The organism is Clostridium amylolyticum (assembly GCF_900142075.1).
GTDB lineage: Bacteria > Bacillota > Clostridia > Clostridiales > Clostridiaceae > Clostridium_AA > Clostridium_AA amylolyticum.
In genome coordinates this window covers 236387-253175 of record NZ_FQZO01000004.1, presented here as the reverse complement: position 1 = coordinate 253175, position 16789 = coordinate 236387, and the positions used below count along the sequence as shown (strand labels likewise).

The window sequence follows — 16789 nt, the reverse complement described above, 5'->3', positions numbered from 1 at the left end:
ATTTATAATACTTTTTCAAAACTACCATCTTTTTTATGAACTATAAACCTAGAGGGTGTATTTTTTAAAATATATTTAGCTTTATCTAAAGCTTCTTGCTTTGTATCAAAGGAAAAACTCTGCCTTTTTGAACCTGTTTTTCTGATAATCCATTCTTCCTTATTAGGAAGTATATGGTAAAGTGCTTCTGAAGTTTCCTTTTCATGACCTTTACTTTGTTTCATCTCCTTGGAAGAGGGGATAGAGGCTCTATTATCCGCCCATTTTTCTGAGGTGGAAATAGCAATGGGGATAGCTCTTTCTTCCTCATAGCCATCTTCCAATAATGAATTAGCTATTTCAATGGCTTTATCTCGCTGTTTATCTGGAAGATTTTTCATAGATGCTGGATAATCATTTTTATTCCAAGGCATAAATACACCTCCTGTTAAAATAGAAGATAAGCATAACCTTCATTTTGTTTAACTAATAGTTCTACAGGCGCTGAAGGAATTATTTTTACGTAGTTAAACATCTTGGGAGCATCTATATCATAATGAGCCATGGATGCACCACAGGCCTTAAAATCTGCACCACTTACGGATAAAGCAAGTATGGTTTCAATATTTTCATCATTACTATGAGCCAGAGAAGCTCTTATGGAATCCATAAAGTCGGTATTCGCCTTTTCCTTATCAATTAATGTTTTTACAGCATCACCGGTTGCTACAAAGATGAGATGAACATTTTGCATTCCTAAGTGGTCATATATACTCTTAGCAGATTCTAAGGCTGTATCCCATTTTGATGCTTCATGAACATGCATTAAAGCTTTGTATTTTTGCGAAACATTATAATTATTAGTAACATCAGTAGGTTTTATTTCAGACACAGTATCCTCTGTATAAATTTCAGGGCTTTTATCATTCACTGGAGATATACCATTACTTATTATTCCAGGAATAACTTCGGGATGGTTATTGGGGTTTCCTGGTGGATAATTAAAATTATCAGTCATATATATTCCTCCTTAAATAATTCTTATAATAATGGTACCATATATATCTTGAGAATATTAGAAAAAATCAGAATATTAAAACTAAATTTATAATGTTATTAATCTGTTAAAAAAGTACAAAATTTAGTCTAAAAACATATTCATTGCGAAATTAAACGGATATAGGAAATTTACATGATACTAACTTCCATTTGCTCTAATTAACACCATTTTTGAAATTTTACATTTACATCTAAAGTATTAATATATAATTATGGCTTTTTAGCGGGGGGTGTAAACTATGCAGTATGTAATTAATAGCATAATAAATATTGACAAAGAAGCAGAAAGATACGATAAAGATATTGAGGAGATGATAGAAGCAAAGAATAAAGAACTTAAGGAGCATTTAACAAAGGCTGAAGAGGAAAATATAAACATTATAAATACTATTAAAAAAAACATCATCAATGAAGGTATATACCAAGCAGAAAAAAAAGCCGAAGAAATTGCTAAAGATAAACAATTGGAAATTGATAGAATAAATAGTAATTATATTAAGGCTAAAGATGTTATTATAAATACTGTTTTTCTCAATATTATAAACTCCTGATAAAGGAGGGGGAATATGAGCAATATTATTAGATATGGTGCCATAAACACCAAAATTAAAGCGATGCAAGGGCATTTTTTAAACAAAGAACAATATAATAAACTATTATCAGCAAATTCTTTTGCTGAGTGTATTAGAATACTAAAAGAAGAAACTCATTATAATGAAGCTCTTGAGGGGATTCCTGCCGAAAGTATAAGAAGAGGGCAATTCGAAATAATACTAAAAAGGTATCACATCCAGAAGTTATACAAACTCAGTCACTATTTCAATGGAGAATACAAAAGACTAATTAAAATTCTTTTTATGAGGTATGAAATTGAGGATATTAAAGTAATAATAAGAGCTAAATTTGTAGGTAGATCAAGAGAAGAGATTGAAGAAATGCTAGCTTTTAAAAATCCTCTTACTACTGTAGATTATGATTATTTATTATCTTCTAATAGTGCAGAAGAGGTTATTGAAAGGCTTAAAGGGTCTGTCTATTATAAGCATACTAAATATTTTCAAGCTAAAATAAGCAATGAAGGTCTGTTTAGATTAGAAAATAATTTGGACTTTACTTATTACATTACTTTAAGGAAATTCATTAAGAAGCTAGATAAAACCGACAGAAAAATAATTAGTGATATTACAGGGTTTGAAGCTGATCTATTGAATATTACTGCTATTTACAGAGGTAAAAAGTATTATAATATTTCTCCAGAAGAACTATTTAACTATGCTATATATGATAATTATAAGCTAAAGTCAGACATACTTAAAAAGCTTTGTTATGCCAAAAGTGTTGATGAGTATTATGATCTTTTAAAAGATTTACCTTATAGCCAAATTATTCCTATGAAAAACAATTCTGATTTTCTGATAGAAGCTTATGAAAGAGCATCTTTTAAAAAGTTTTTAGATAGTTATATGAGGGCTTCAAATCTAGACATATCTATGGTAATATCCTATTTTAATTTACTCCACATAGAAATTAAAAATATAGTTTCCATTGTGGAAAATAAACGGTATAACGCGGAAAATACAGAAATGATTAAGTTTCTAACTACAGCACTATAAAAGAGGTGAGTATATGGCCATCGAAAAAATGTACATGGTGGACATGGTAGGAAGTATAAACCAGTTTGACAGAATTTCAAAGTTAGTGGTTATGACGAATAACTTTGAACCTGTAGATGTTCTGCAGCAAATCAATTCCACTAATTTTACTCTAAGTACTAATGAAGATAATATGGATGCTTTGCTGAACGTATGTTATATAAGACCTTATACCGCTCATAAGGATTATTCTAAAATTACAAAACAAATTGCAGAATTAATTAAGGAAAAAAGCAAATATGTAAAAAGTAATGATTATAATAATCAATTTATTTGGGATGATGGAGAGATATTTAAATCCATTAATGATCTTTATGAAAACTATAGCGGTATAAATGAAGAGTTAATTGAAAAGAAAAATCAAAGAGACGAATATGAGAGAATGGCTCAAGGACTAGATTTTCTTTCAGAAGTAGATGTTAAAATGGAAGAACTTAATGGCCTTTCAAACTTTACTTGGGGAATGTATAAAATAAGCGATGATAATAGGGAAAAGTTAAAAAGAAATTATGAAAATATACCTTCAACTGTGGTAACCCTTTGTAAATTTAAGGATTACAAAATTATTATGACATTTACCCCAAACATGCTTTTAAATGAAGCCCAAAAAGTATTCCAGTCAGCTAACTGTGAACCTATAGCTATGGCAAAGGAATTTACAGGGACTCCAAAGGAAGCATCTGAAACCTTGAGAGAAAAGAAAGTAGAAATAGAAAAAGTAATAGAACAATTAGAGATGAATTTAAAAAAATTCTTTGAAGATAATAATTCTAAAATAGAAATCTTGGATTTAAGTCTAGAATTAGATATTAGAGCTAATGATATAAAAAATACAGCAGCCACTACCAATGAATTTTTCTATTTATCTGGATGGGTTCCACAGGGCTATTTGAAAGAATTTAAAAAAATAGTTACTAAGGTAGATAAAAAGATAATAATAATTGAAAAGAAACCAGAAAGCTTGGAAAATCCTCATTTAACTACACCCACCAAGCTTAAAAATAATTCATTTATTAAACCTTTTGAATCTATGGTGAAAATGTATGGAACCCCAGCCTATGGAGAAATAGACCCCACCACTTTTTTAAGCATAAGCTATATGATTATGTTTGGAGCAATGTTTGGGGATTTAGGACAAGGGTTTATACTTGCACTTGCGGGTATTCTTATGAAATATAAGTTTAAAAGAGTTAATCTAGGGGGAATTCTCTCAAGATTAGGTATAAGCTCTATGGTATTTGGTAGCCTTTATGGTAGTATTTTTGGTTTTGAAACTATACCTGCACTGCTTATCAGGCCTATGGAAGATATTCAAGATATATTGCTAGCTGCAATAGTCTTTGGATGTATTCTATTAATAGTTGGATTTGCTTTAGGTTTAGTTAATGCCTTTAGAAAAAAAGATGTAGAACACGGTTTATTTGGCAAAGAGGGGGTAGCAGGTTTACTTTTTTACTTAATAGTATTAGGTTTTATATTGACTAAAGTGTTAAAGGTAAATATAGTTCCTACACCAATAGTAATAGTAGTTTTAATTACTCTACTTATAGTAATAATGATGAAACAACCTTTAGCTAATTTAGTTATGCATAAAAGACCTTTATTCAATACTAAGCCTGGAGAATACTTTGTAGAAGCAGGATTTGAAATATTGGAGACCTTGCTTAGTATGTTCTCTAATACTTTGTCCTTTATCAGAGTGGGAGCTTTTGCTCTAAACCACGTAGGACTGTTTGTAGCTTTTGCTGCTATGGCTAATATGATGAACAATGGAGTAGGAAGCGTGTTTATGTATGTTTTAGGAAATATTATAATCATAGGTTTAGAGGGATTAATAGTATTTATTCAAGGTCTTAGATTAGAGTACTATGAACTGTTTAGTAAATATTATCAAGGTTCAGGGGTGGCTTTTAACCCCATAGCTTTAGAAAAGAATATTAATCAAAACCATATAGAAGAAAATATTAATTTAATATGCGAGGAGTGTTAATATGATGTATTTATTTTTAATAATAGTATTTGCCTTAGTTGTAGGTACTGTAACTTATGGGTTAATTCAAAAATCAAAAAATGAGATAGAAGGAAAAAAGAAAGTTAGAAAGGCTTTAAAGATAAATTTAGGAGTTTTTATACCTGCTATGATGGGAGCTGTAGTGCTAATGATACCTACAGCGGCTCATGCGGCTTCTGAAACAGCAGCAAATCCAGCAGCTGGACTAGGCTATTTAGCTGCTGCTTTGAGTACAGGATTAGCCACAGTAGGAGCTGGTTATGGAGTTGGAGCGGTAGGTTCTTCAGCCCTAGGAGCTGTATCTGAGGATCCTTCCATATTAGGTAAGACCCTTATATATGTTGGGCTAGCAGAAGGTATTGCAATATATGGACTTATTATTTCTATAATGATATTATCAAGAATTTAATTAGGATATGATGATATGAAAGCATTTATAATAAGTGATAATACTGACTCATTATTGGGAATGAAAATGGCAGGTATTAAAGGGTTATTGGCTCACACCAAGGATGAGGTTATAAAGGCATTGGAAGACATTAAAAACAATGAAGAGGTTGGCATTATAATAATTACTGAAAAGGCAGCTAACCTTATCCCTGAAGAATTAAACCAAATGAAGCTTTCTAAAAGCGGACCTCTTATAATAGAAATGCCAGATAGGCATGGAAGCATAAGAGGAGATGATTATATAGCTAAATATATGAAAGAATCGATTGGCCTAAAAATCTAGTATATAACAGAAATAGGTGATGGTATGTCAACTACAATTGATGATAAATTAAGACTTTTTCATAAAGCTATTTTTGATAAGTTAGAAGAAAAAAGAGAAGAAGCTTTGAAAAAGTTTGAACAAGAGAAAGAAGTAATCCTAAAAGAAAAGATGGAAGAGCTAGATAGAGTAAGAAAAACTTATGAAAAAGATGCTGTAAAAAAAGCAAAAGCAAAAGCTAATGAGATTATATCGAAAGAAGAATTAAAGAGGCATAATGAAGTATTGAAGATAAAAAGTGAACTTATACAAGAAACCAGTGAAGCTGTAAAGGAAAAACTTATAGCTTTTGTGGATTCAGAGGATTACCTTAAATATTTTAAAGAAAACTTAACTAATGCCTTAAATAATTTAAAACCCGGAAGCTATACCCTTTATGCCAAAGAAGGAGACTTGAAAAAGTTCAAGGAATATATCAATGAAATGAATTCAGCTAATAGTCATTTAGAGTTAAAGACAGCTGCTTCTAGTGAGAATATTATTGGCGGTTTTATGCTGGAGGATTACAGTATGAAATTCAAGTATGATAATACACTAATTAGTAAACTTAAAGATAGTAAAGAACAAATAGGCATAATGGTAACTGAAGCTCTTGCATAGAGAGGGGGATAACATGGAAAAGAAAATTGGAAGTATAATTGCAGTTAATGGACCCGTAGTAAAAGCTAGTGGCATGAGCGGATTTAAAATGAGAGAAATGGTTATGGTAGGAAACAAAAGGCTCATTGGTGAAATAATAATTCTTGAAGGAGATAATGCTACCATTCAGGTTTATGAAGAAACCGGAGGTCTTAAGATCAATGAACCTATAGAATCTACCGGAAATCCATTAAGCTTAAAACTGGGACCAGGCATACTAAGTAATATATTTGATGGTATAGAAAGACCTTTGGTTAGGATAAATGAAATGTCTAAAGGGTTTATACCAGAAGGCATAGGACTTATCACTTTAGATGAAGATAAACTTTGGGATGTAACTATAACCGTTAATTTAGGAGAAAAACTTATATCTGGGGATGTATATGCAGAGGTACAGGAAACTCCTTTAATTAGGCATAAAATTATGGTACCACCCAATTTAGAAGGTGAAGTAGTAGAGGTATTGCCTTCAGGAAAATATAATATTGAAACTGTAGTAGTTAAATTAAAGACAGAAAAATCTATAGAAGAGCTTAAATTATATCAAGTTTGGCCCGTTAGAAATCCAAGGCCTATTAAAAAGAGAAAAACTATATTTAGACCTCTTATCACTGGTCAAAGGGTAATTGATATATTCTTTCCTTTAGCTAAAGGTGGAACTGTTGCCATACCAGGAGGTTTTGGTACAGGAAAAACTATGACTCAGCATCAGCTGGCAAAGTGGTCAGATGCAGACATCATAGTATATATAGGTTGTGGTGAAAGAGGAAATGAGATGACAGAAGTTTTGGAAGATTTCCCAAAACTTATTGACCCTAAGACCAATATGCCTCTTATGAACAGAACCATACTTATAGCGAATACTTCTAATATGCCAGTTGCAGCTAGAGAAGCTAGTATATATACCGGTATAACTTTAGCAGAATACTTTAGAGATATGGGGTATCATGTGGCTATCATGGCTGACTCTACCTCACGTTGGGCTGAGGCTTTAAGAGAAATATCAGGAAGACTTGAAGAAATGCCTGCGGAAGAGGGATATCCTGCATATCTTCCTTCTAGATTAGCAGAGTTTTATGAAAGAGCTGGTTATGTAGAAAATTTAAATGGAACTGAAGGGTCTGTTACTGTAATAGGAGCAGTATCCCCTGCTGGTGGAGATTTTTCTGAACCTGTAACACAAAATACTAAAAGATTTGTAAGTGCTTTTTTAAGCCTTGATAAGAAACTTGCATATTCTAGACATTATCCAGCCATAAACTGGTTGTCTAGTTATAGCGGGTATATAAATCTATTAAAAGACTGGTATGAAGAAAATGTTTCTCCTGAAATATGGGATTTAAGAGGAAAGATGCTAAAGCTTTTATATGAAGAAAGTAAACTATTAGAGATAGTTAAGCTGGTAGGTGAAGATGTATTACCAGACGATCAAAGATTAATCCTTGAAACTGCAAAGATTATAAGAGTATCTTTCTTGCAGCAGAATGCGTACCATGCAGAGGATACCTTTGTTCCTTTGGAAAAACAGTATAGAATGCTGAAAGCTATAGAAGTTTTTTATGAAAATGCTTATAAGGCAGTAAAAGTGGGAGTTCCTATATCTCAAATAACTAACAAAGAGATTTTTGAAGGCTTATATAAGATGAAATATAATGTCCCAAATAATAATTATGAACTTTTAGATTCTCTACAAGATGAAATAAAAGTTTTTTACGGAAACCTTTATCATAAATATGCGTCTAAGAAGTAGGTGATAATATGAAAAAAGAATATTTAAGATTGGATAAAGTTCAAGGCCCTTTAATAATACTATCTGAAGTAGAAAATGTGGCTTATGATGAAATAGTGGAAATACTTCTAGATGATGGAAGAACTAGAAAAGGTAGAGTAGTTCAGATTGAAGGTGACAAAGCTGTTATTCAGGTTTTCGAGCCTACTTTAGGAATTTCTGTGGAAAATACTTCAGTGCACTTTACTGGGAAGCCTTTTGAAATACCACTTTCTAAAGATATGCTAGGAAGAGAATTTAATGGAGTAGGAGAATCTAGGGATGAGGGTGGTCCTATTTATTCCTCTAGAAGATACAATGTAAATGGTAGACCTTTAAACCCTGTAGCTAGAAAATATCCAAGAAACTTTATTCAAACAGGGATTTCCTCCATAGATTGTCTTGCAACCTTAATAAGAGGACAGAAGCTTCCTATATTTTCTGGAAGCGGTATGGCACACAATGATTTAGCAGCTCAAATAGTTAGGCAAGCAAAAATCAGTGCTGATGAAGGGGAGAACTTCTGTATAGTATTTGCAGCCATGGGAATAAAGAATGACGATGCAAATTACTTTAGAAAAAGTTTTAAAGAAGCAGGAGTTCAACAAAAGGTTGTAATGTTTACGAATTTAGCGGATGACCCTATAGTAGAAAGGATCATTACTCCTAGATGTGCCCTTACGGCAGCAGAATATTTAGCTTTTGAGGAAGGTATGCATGTACTTGTTATATTAACGGATATTACAAGCTACTGTGAAGGACTTAGAGAACTATCTTCCTTAAGAGAAGAAGTTCCCAGCAGAAAGGGATATCCAGGTTATTTATATTCTGACTTAGCTTCCTTATATGAAAGAGCTGGTATGATGAATGAAAGTAAAGGAAGTATAACTCAGATTCCTATACTGACTATGCCCAATGATGATATAACTCATCCAATACCTGACCTTACTGGATATATAACTGAAGGGCAGATTGTTTTAAGTAGAGGAATACAGCAAAGAAATGTGTATCCTCCTGTTAACATACTACCTTCTTTGTCAAGACTTATGAAAGATGGTATTGGAGAAGGATATACAAGAGAAGACCATGCTGAAGTATCAAACCAAATATTTTCAGCCTATTCTAGAGTTCAGGATGTTCAGGCTTTAGCTCAGGTTATAGGGGAAGATGAACTTTCAGAAACCGATAAGATATTTATGGAATTTGGAAGATTATTTGAAGATAAATTCTTAAGACAGGATTATGACGAAAATAGAGATATAGATGAAACTTTAGATTTGGCTTGGGAGATATTATCCATACTACCTACAAATGAATTAGATAGAATTTCACAGAAAACTTTAGATAAATATTATAAAGGATAGGTGATTTTATGGAAAATATAGCACCTACCAAATCCAACCTGATGTCAGCTGAAAGTTCACTAGAATTTTCTCAAAAGGGTTTTGAACTTTTAGATAAAAAAAGAAATGTACTTATAAGAGAAATGATGTCTTATATGAACAGAGTTAAGGCTCTCCAAGATAAGATTAACATAACTTTCCAGGAGGCTTATGAAGCCTTAAGGCATGCTAACATCAGTATTGGTATCAATACTTTGGAAGATATAGCTATGGCTATACCTGAAACTAATGATTATGAAGTTATTTACCGCTCCGTTATGGGAGTGGAAGTACCAGAAGTAAAATATGAAATAAAGCCTATTAAACCAGCCTATGGCATATATAGGAGTAACTCTGCTGTAGATGAGGCCTTTCAAAAGTTTAATGAGGTTAAATACTTAACCTATGAACTGGCAGAAGTAGAGAATGCAGTATATAAGCTGGCTATAGAGGTAAAGAAGACTCAGAAGAGAGCTAATGCTCTTCAGAATATACAAATACCTAAGTTTAAGGAAATTGTAAGGTTTATATCTAATGTATTAGATGAAAAAGACAGAGAAGAATTCTTTAGACTTAAGGTAGTAAAAAAGAAAAATAGAAAATAGGAATAAAAGCTCTGTGTAATGTACTAAATTACACAGAGCTTTTATTTTCACTTGGAAGAAAACTATTATTAAAAAAGATTTAAAATATCTATTGCTTTTGAGGAATAATTATAATATCTCCTTCTTTAATATATACAAGGTTATTAGCTATAACGAGCTGATAACCTTTATCTGTTTTTTGAATAAATCTCATGGCTCCAATATTTTCAGTAAACTTAGCAATGGGGTTATCGTTATCGTCGTATATTTCAGCATTTTCTTTTAGAGATAACATATCTGTTGATATTATTTCTAATATTAAAAAAGGATCTTTATAAGTTTTTTTTAGATACTTTATTGGAATATAAAATTCTTTATTTGTAGGATTACCATTAGGGTTTTCATGTATAGATAATGAAAAATAAGCTCTGTTAGCTTTAACTTTATCTAAAGATATATGGAAATTTTTATAGGCTTGAGCTACTATTTTATCAGTCTTAGCATCATATATGGGGGCGGAATTTTCTTTTTCAATAAGGGTATAACTATTTGCTTCTTTATTAATAGGACTTTTTAAATTGCAGGCACTTATAATCATACCTATAAAGAATAGGGAAAGTATGGATATTAACCTCTTATACACTAAAGTTTCACTCCTTAAAAGTTGCTCTTTACAATTAACAACGTATTTAAAGTCCAAAAGTCCTTTTTATTTGCTAATTTATATTTTTATTTTAAAACTGTAACTTTTGTTACCGATTTTATTTAATATAACTTATAAAATAAAAGTGTACTAAATCGGTAAAGTTTTTAGGAGGTAAGATAATGTTAAAAGAAATGAATTTAAGTAACCCAGATATGTTTTGCTTTCAATGTGAACAAAGAGCCGCTGGAACTGGTTGTACCAAATTCGGTGTGTGTGGAAAAAATCCTGAAGTAGCAGCATTACAAGATTTATTAATATATCAGTTAAAAGGAATAGGTTATTATGGTTATAAAGCTATGGAAAAGGGAGTAGCTTTAAGTAATGACATGGATAAATTTGTTATGGATGGATTGTTTACTACATTAACTAATGTTAGTTTTGATGAAAAAGTAATTGCTGAAGTGATTTTAAAAGCAAATGAAATAAAAAGAGAAATTAAAGCTTTATCAGAGGAGGCTGCATCAAACATTCATGCGGATTATATGGCTCCAGAAGGAGTTGTAGCTATGGTAGCAGATGCTAAAAAGATAGGTATTTTAGCATTAAATGAAAATGATGATATAACTTCATTAAGAGAGCTTTTGATATATGGATTAAAAGGTATGGCGGCATATGGACACCATGCAGCAGTACAAGGATATACAGATAAAGAAGTAAATAAATTCTTCTATAAAGGGCTAGCTTCAACTTTAGATACCACACTTACAGTGGAGCAATGGGTAGGGTTAAATATGGAGTTGGGACAAGTTAACTTTAAAATAATGGAACTATTAGATAAGGCTAATACAGAATCTTATGGTCATCCTACTCCTACAAAAGTAGCTGTTACTAAGAAAAAAGGACCATTTATCATAGTTTCTGGACATGACTTAAAGGATCTTAAGGCTTTATTAGAGCAAACAGAAGGTAAGGGAATAAATATATACACTCATGGAGAGATGCTTCCAGCCCATGCTTACCCTGAACTTCATAAATATAAGCATTTAGTAGGTAACTATGGCGGTGCATGGCAGGATCAACAAAAAGAATTTGATGGAATACCAGGCTGCGTACTTATGACTACAAACTGTATTCAAAAACCAAGGGAAAACTACATGGATAGAATTTACACTACCAGTGTAGTAGCATGGCCAGGTGCACAGCATATTGATGAAAATAATGGAGTTAAAGATTTTACTCCTATTATTGAAAAGGCACTATCTTTAGGAGGTTTTACTGAAGAGGAAGAAGAAAAGACCATATTAGTGGGCTTTGGACACAATGCAACTTTAAGCTATGCAGCAGAAATAATAGATGCTGTTAAGAATGGATCAATTAAGCATTTCTTCTTAATAGGAGGTTGTGATGGAGCAAAATCTGGTAGAAATTATTATACTGATTTAGCCACAGCTCTACCACAAGATACTGTGATTTTAACCTTGGCTTGCGGTAAATATAGATTTAACAAACTTGATTTTGGAACAGTAGCAGGTCTTCCAAGATTACTAGATGTAGGACAATGTAATGATGCGTACTCAGCAATTAAGATTGCACTAGCTCTTTCAGAAGCATTTAACTGCGGTGTAAATGATCTACCATTATCTATGATATTATCTTGGTATGAGCAAAAGGCAGTATGTATATTATTAACTTTACTTTCCTTAGGCATAAAGAATATTAAATTAGGACCATCACTTCCTGCATTTATCTCTGAAAATGTGTTAAATGTGCTTGTGGAAAACTTTGGAATTGCACCGGTAACTACTGTAGAACAAGATCTAAAAGAGATACTTGGATAAGGTTTAAATAGTAAAAATAAAAGTTTAGCCATAATATTAATACAAAAATACACCTAAAGTCATAATAATTAGGTGTATTTTTGCATAAAGGTATTCCGATATTTTCAATATAGACTTATAATTGAGTTATATAAATATTTGGAAAGGAAAATAGATATGAATATTAAAAATATTATATATAAAAGAAAGTCTATAAGAAAGTATAAAGGCGAACCTATAGAAAAAGAAAGGCTCTTAGAGATAAAAGAGCTAATTAAAAATGTAACTCCTCTGTATAAAGAAATAAAAATGCAGGGACTTTTAGTAGAAAATGGCGTAGAAATTCAAAAGATTAGCAAAGGTATTATTGGTAGCTACGGAAAGATAGAAGCCCCTCACTATATAGTGGTAACTTCAGAAGAGAAAGAAGGATTTCACGAAAATATAGGTTTTGCTTTTGAAAAATTAGTGTTAGACCTTACCCATATGGGATTAGGAACTTGCTGGATAGGAGGGGCCATTAAAAAAGAGCTGTTAAATGGTATAGTAGAAATACCAGAAAATCAGAAGCCGGTTGTACTCATAGCCTTTGGCTATCCAGAAGATAGTAATATCTTTAACATAGAATTAAGCAGCGGTCATAAGAGGAAGGAATTAGAATATATAGCTTTAGGGACTCTTAATGATACTTGGGAAGAAATTTTTCAAGGGGTTAGACGTGCTCCTTCTGCTGTAAATTTTCAACCCTGGAGATTCTATAAAGATCATAGTGAAATTCATGCCTATGTTACTGAGGGAAACATAATAACACGAAATTTAGCTCACTTTAGTAAATTAGATATGGGTATCGCATTATGCCATCTTAAATTAATGTGTGAATATAAGGGCTTTAAAGTAGAATTTATAAATCAAGACTTGCCAAAGAGAAAAGGCCTTCAATACGTTATCACTATAAAAGTTAAATAGTCAAATAATTAAGAGCACATACTAATATAAGGTATGTGCTCTTTTAATAATATTATGATGGATAATTGATGAATAATTTACATTTTAAAACACATAATATATTAGGTTTTAATAAATTGTAGTTTATAAAAGGAGAAATTATTCATGGAAGAAAGTATTAAGATTAATGCTATTTTTGCTTTAAGAAAAAGATTTGTATTATTATATCTTTTAAATTTTACAGATGCTGTTTTTACTAGAACCTTATTAAAAACAGGAGTTTTCTTGGAAGTAAATCCTGTTATGAATAAAATAGCCTATAGTAATTTTAAGATGATTATTGTAAAAATCCTCCTTCCTTTATTATTATTATCAGTAGTATATAATAGAGTGAAAAAGTCTTCCATTAATCTCTTAATAATATCTAATAAAATTTTACTGCCAGTTATAACATTATATCTTCTTATAAATGTTATACATATCACTGGAGTAATATTGTATTTTATTTTTCCTTTGTATAGTAATATAACTTTCCATTTTCTATACTAAAATTCAAAGTGCCATTATTATAAAGAAAGGCAATAAATGCTGATATAGCAGATAGATTTATATAATATTCCTGAAAATTCATATTAATATCATTAAGTACAGCTATATTTTCTAAAACTTCCTCTTTAGATAGAGGCTGAGATAGGACTTCTGATATGTCATTAATATATTTATGTATATTATTTATATTCACATTGCATAGTTCAAGAATCTCAGTTTTATTATATAGTTTATCACCATGACTTACCACAAAGTAATCACAGTCTATTTCTTTAATTTTATCTAAAGAATTTAAGACTTCCAATATATTGTAGTAGTAAGGTAAAGGATACTTCATCAAGGTTGAATGGCTAAAAATAGCATCTCCTAAATAGCATACTTTATCAGGGGTAATCATAGCTGCCTGTTCTATGGAATGTCCTGGCAAAGGCATAAATTCTAATTTTTCGTCATTTATTTTGTTTATACCATATTCTACTACATAATCTACCTTTATACTTTTTGAACTTTTTTTTATTTCTCTAGCAGGAAAAGAGCCAAATTGAGCATAAGGCATTAAATCGTTATTTTCCATAAATAATTTTTCTTTAAAAGTACTATAAGTAATTATACCTGGATAATTGTCATTAAAATAGTTATTTCCTCCACAGTGATCCAAATGACCATGAGTATTAAAAATATATTTGGGGTGAAGATTGTTTTGAATTAAGGCATCTTCAATTTTTTTTGCTGAAGTATTATTGTTACCAGTATCCACCATCATGCAGTTTTTATTTTTAAATGTGTATACACCTATACTAGTAGGCGCCTGTATGTAATAAGAATTACCTTTTACTTTTATTAAGTCCATTATTAACACCTGCCTTACCATTAGATTATATAATTTAAGATTTTATAGCACAAGTATATAATAAAAACCATTAAATAGCCTATATTGAGTATCAAAGTTTTACTAAAATAATGTTAATAATAATTAATATTAATATACATTGAACAAATGCTATGATAAAATTAACTAGAAATTTCAAGCTGATATTTATAATTTTTAAAATGGGTGAAATGAGATGAAGGATAATATACTAGTAGTTTACTTTACTAGAACTGGAAGAAGTGAAAAGGTAGCTTTAGAGCTAAATAAGCACTATAAATGTATGGTAGAAAAAATAAATGAGAAAGAAAAAAGAAAGGGTATATCAGGGTATATTAAATCAGCATGGCAAGGAATAAAAAAGAGTACCTGCACCATAAATAAAGCTAAATATAATCCACAAAATTATAATATAACCATTATTATTACACCTTTATGGGTTGGTAATATAAGTAGTCCTGTAAGAACTTATTTACAAAAGTATAGTGATAAGATAAATGATTATGGAATTATTGTTACTCACAACAGCAGTTCTTATAAAGCAGCAGAAGATGAAATAAAAGCTATGCTTCATAAAGAGCCTATTTTTCAAGTAGAATATAAGAAAAAGGACATAGATAATAACAGTATCAATGTACTGGACATTCTAAAATTTTCACATTAGAGCATAAAATAGTGAAGCTTGCTATGCAAACTTCACTATTTCTTTGTAGTTAAAACTTAGCTTTTAATATGAAATATATACAAAACAATAATGCTATTACATATAATGCTGGTTTTACTTGAGATTTTTTTCCGGAAAATAACTTTAATATGGGGTAGGCTATAAAGCCGAAGGCCATACCATTTACTATATCAGAGGAAAAAGGTATCACAGCTATGGTTAAGAAGGCAGGAATCCCTTCTGTAACATCTTTAAAGTTTATAGCTGATATATTTTGAAGCATTAAATAGCCAATTATTATGAATATAGGAGCTACTGCGTTATCTGGTATCAATTTTATAAAGGGGATAAAGGGTATGGATAATAGAAATAACACTGCTGTGGTTAGTGAAGTAAAACCAGTTTTACCACCTGCTGCTATACCAGCGGCACTTTCAGCAGAGGTAACCGTAGGGCTTGTTCCTAGTAGTCCACAGCTTAAAGCTGATAACGCATTAGCTTTAAAGCTTTTATCATATTTCTCAGGGGATTTAAGCATTCCGTTTACATAAGCATTTATTACTCCTATGTTACTGAATATTAAAACCATTGCTAAGGATAATGAACCCACCCAAAAAGGTACTGTTAATATATCCTTAAAGCTTAATTTCATAAAAATTGAACTGTAATTTCCTAAAGAAAACTTAAAGCCTTGGGAAGAGTCCACACTATTAATACCTGTTAATATGCTCAATAAGGTTCCTACAACTATAGTAATTAAAAAGTTACCTGGTACATTTTTTGCAAAGAGTATTATTGCTATTATAAGTATTAATATAGACATTTGCACATTAAAACTAGAAAGCTTGCCTAGTGCACCGAAAGAAGTAGGGCTTAACACAATAAGTCCGCTTTTTTGAAGTCCTAATACTGTAAGAAGAAGTCCTATACCCACACTTATAGAATCTTTAAGTGAATCTGGAATAGCTTCTTTTAAAATGTTTCCTAAAGGTGTAAAGGCTGTGATGGCAAATATAATACCAGCCATCATAACAGTTCCTAAGGCACTTTGCCAACTAAGACCTAAATTATTCACTATAGTATATGTAAACATAGCATTTACCCCCATACCTGGAATCATAACCAGTGGGGTATTAGAGTAAAAGGCTATAATGATACACCCCAAACTAGAAGCTAGTATGGTAGAAATTACAGTAGCCTCACGGGGCATTCCTGAATCTGCTAGTATGGAAGAATTAACTGCTATTATATAAACAACTGCAAAAAAAGTGGTTAGTCCAGCCATGAACTCTTTCTTCATATTAGTATCATGTAAATTAAAATCAAAAAAATCAATTAGTTTATTATTCATCGTCTCATCCTTTGCGAAGCCCCTCTCCCACCCTCACTAAAAACTTAGTGCAGATACTATTCTATCAGAGAAGTTATAATAGGTAAAATAAAATTTGTATATT

At 31.2% G+C, this 16789-nt stretch carries 18 protein-coding genes; 13 read left to right on the top strand and 5 right to left on the bottom strand.

All coding sequences use genetic code 11. The annotated features are described in order from the left end of the window. Positions 1 to 2 precede the first annotated feature (2 nt). Positions 3 to 413, bottom strand: a complete 411-nt coding sequence (locus tag BUA82_RS11160; RefSeq protein ID WP_073007910.1) for a DUF2188 domain-containing protein — start codon at positions 411 to 413, stop codon at positions 3 to 5. A gap of 14 nt (positions 414 to 427) precedes the next feature. Beyond that, positions 428 to 997: a DsrE family protein gene (locus BUA82_RS11155; protein ID WP_073007908.1), complete on the bottom strand. Its 570-nt coding sequence runs from the start codon at positions 995 to 997 to the stop codon at positions 428 to 430. Between the two features lie 280 nt (positions 998 to 1277). On the opposite strand from BUA82_RS11155, the gene BUA82_RS11150 reads away from it, so the two are divergent. From BUA82_RS11150 to BUA82_RS11110, 9 genes are read left to right on the top strand one after another with little or no spacing between them, the layout of a single operon-like run. After that, a complete protein-coding gene (locus BUA82_RS11150; protein WP_073007905.1) occupies positions 1278 to 1589 on the top strand; it encodes a hypothetical protein in 312 nt (103 codons plus the stop codon). Between the two features lie 15 nt (positions 1590 to 1604). Beyond that, positions 1605 to 2651 carry a V-type ATPase subunit gene (locus BUA82_RS11145; RefSeq protein WP_073007902.1) on the top strand — a complete coding sequence of 349 codons (1047 nt, stop codon included), beginning with the start codon at positions 1605 to 1607 and terminating at the stop codon, positions 2649 to 2651. A 13-nt stretch (positions 2652 to 2664) separates the two neighbouring features. Then, positions 2665 to 4680, top strand: a complete 2016-nt coding sequence (locus BUA82_RS11140; RefSeq protein WP_073007898.1) for a V-type ATP synthase subunit I — start codon at positions 2665 to 2667, stop codon at positions 4678 to 4680. Between the two features lies 1 nt (position 4681). Continuing rightward, positions 4682 to 5110 carry an ATP synthase subunit C gene (locus BUA82_RS11135; RefSeq protein WP_341430330.1) on the top strand — a complete coding sequence of 143 codons (429 nt, stop codon included), beginning with the start codon at positions 4682 to 4684 and terminating at the stop codon, positions 5108 to 5110. A 15-nt stretch (positions 5111 to 5125) separates the two neighbouring features. Further along, entirely contained in the window at positions 5126 to 5434 is a 309-nt protein-coding gene (locus tag BUA82_RS11130; RefSeq protein WP_073007893.1) for a V-type ATP synthase subunit F, read from the top strand. Between the two features lie 24 nt (positions 5435 to 5458). Further along, positions 5459 to 6073, top strand: a complete 615-nt coding sequence (locus BUA82_RS11125; RefSeq protein WP_073007890.1) for a V-type ATP synthase subunit E — start codon at positions 5459 to 5461, stop codon at positions 6071 to 6073. Positions 6074 to 6086: 13 nt separating this feature from the next. After that, positions 6087 to 7862 (top strand): V-type ATP synthase subunit A, encoded by a 1776-nt coding sequence (locus tag BUA82_RS11120; protein WP_073007887.1) that lies wholly within the window; start codon positions 6087 to 6089, stop codon positions 7860 to 7862. 8 nt (positions 7863 to 7870) lie between these two features. Beyond that, complete coding sequence (locus BUA82_RS11115) at positions 7871 to 9244, top strand: V-type ATP synthase subunit B (protein ID WP_073007884.1); 1374 nt, start codon at positions 7871 to 7873, stop codon at positions 9242 to 9244. A gap of 8 nt (positions 9245 to 9252) precedes the next feature. Next, positions 9253 to 9867 carry a V-type ATP synthase subunit D gene (locus tag BUA82_RS11110; protein ID WP_073007882.1) on the top strand — a complete coding sequence of 205 codons (615 nt, stop codon included), beginning with the start codon at positions 9253 to 9255 and terminating at the stop codon, positions 9865 to 9867. Between the two features lie 88 nt (positions 9868 to 9955). On the opposite strand, the gene BUA82_RS11105 is transcribed toward BUA82_RS11110, so the two are convergent. Continuing rightward, positions 9956 to 10489: a hypothetical protein gene (locus BUA82_RS11105; protein WP_073007880.1), complete on the bottom strand. Its 534-nt coding sequence runs from the start codon at positions 10487 to 10489 to the stop codon at positions 9956 to 9958. 182 nt (positions 10490 to 10671) lie between these two features. On the opposite strand from BUA82_RS11105, the gene hcp reads away from it, so the two are divergent. The 3 genes from hcp to BUA82_RS11090 all read left to right on the top strand — a co-directional run bounded on the left by hcp (position 10672) and on the right by BUA82_RS11090 (position 13803). Next, positions 10672 to 12330, top strand: coding sequence for a hydroxylamine reductase (gene hcp / locus BUA82_RS11100; RefSeq protein WP_242948961.1), 1659 nt, complete (start codon positions 10672 to 10674; stop codon positions 12328 to 12330). A gap of 156 nt (positions 12331 to 12486) precedes the next feature. After that, the gene (locus BUA82_RS11095) at positions 12487 to 13275 is read left to right on the top strand and encodes a nitroreductase family protein (protein WP_073007876.1); all 789 of its coding nucleotides are present in this window, start codon (positions 12487 to 12489) and stop codon (positions 13273 to 13275) included. A gap of 144 nt (positions 13276 to 13419) precedes the next feature. Continuing rightward, positions 13420 to 13803 (top strand): DUF5658 family protein, encoded by a 384-nt coding sequence (locus tag BUA82_RS11090; RefSeq protein WP_073007873.1) that lies wholly within the window; start codon positions 13420 to 13422, stop codon positions 13801 to 13803. Here the strand turns inward: BUA82_RS11090 and BUA82_RS11085 are convergent. Next, positions 13757 to 14653, bottom strand: coding sequence for an MBL fold metallo-hydrolase (locus BUA82_RS11085; protein ID WP_073007870.1), 897 nt, complete (start codon positions 14651 to 14653; stop codon positions 13757 to 13759). The two genes, BUA82_RS11090 and BUA82_RS11085, sit on opposite strands and share 47 nt — an antisense overlap. Positions 14654 to 14867: 214 nt before the next feature. On the opposite strand from BUA82_RS11085, the gene BUA82_RS11080 reads away from it, so the two are divergent. Beyond that, the gene (locus BUA82_RS11080) at positions 14868 to 15335 is read left to right on the top strand and encodes a flavodoxin family protein (protein WP_073007866.1); all 468 of its coding nucleotides are present in this window, start codon (positions 14868 to 14870) and stop codon (positions 15333 to 15335) included. Positions 15336 to 15384: 49 nt separating this feature from the next. Here the strand turns inward: BUA82_RS11080 and BUA82_RS11075 are convergent, their stop codons facing one another. After that, a complete protein-coding gene (locus BUA82_RS11075) occupies positions 15385 to 16686 on the bottom strand; it encodes an NCS2 family permease (RefSeq protein ID WP_073007863.1) in 1302 nt (433 codons plus the stop codon). Positions 16687 to 16789 lie beyond the last annotated feature (103 nt).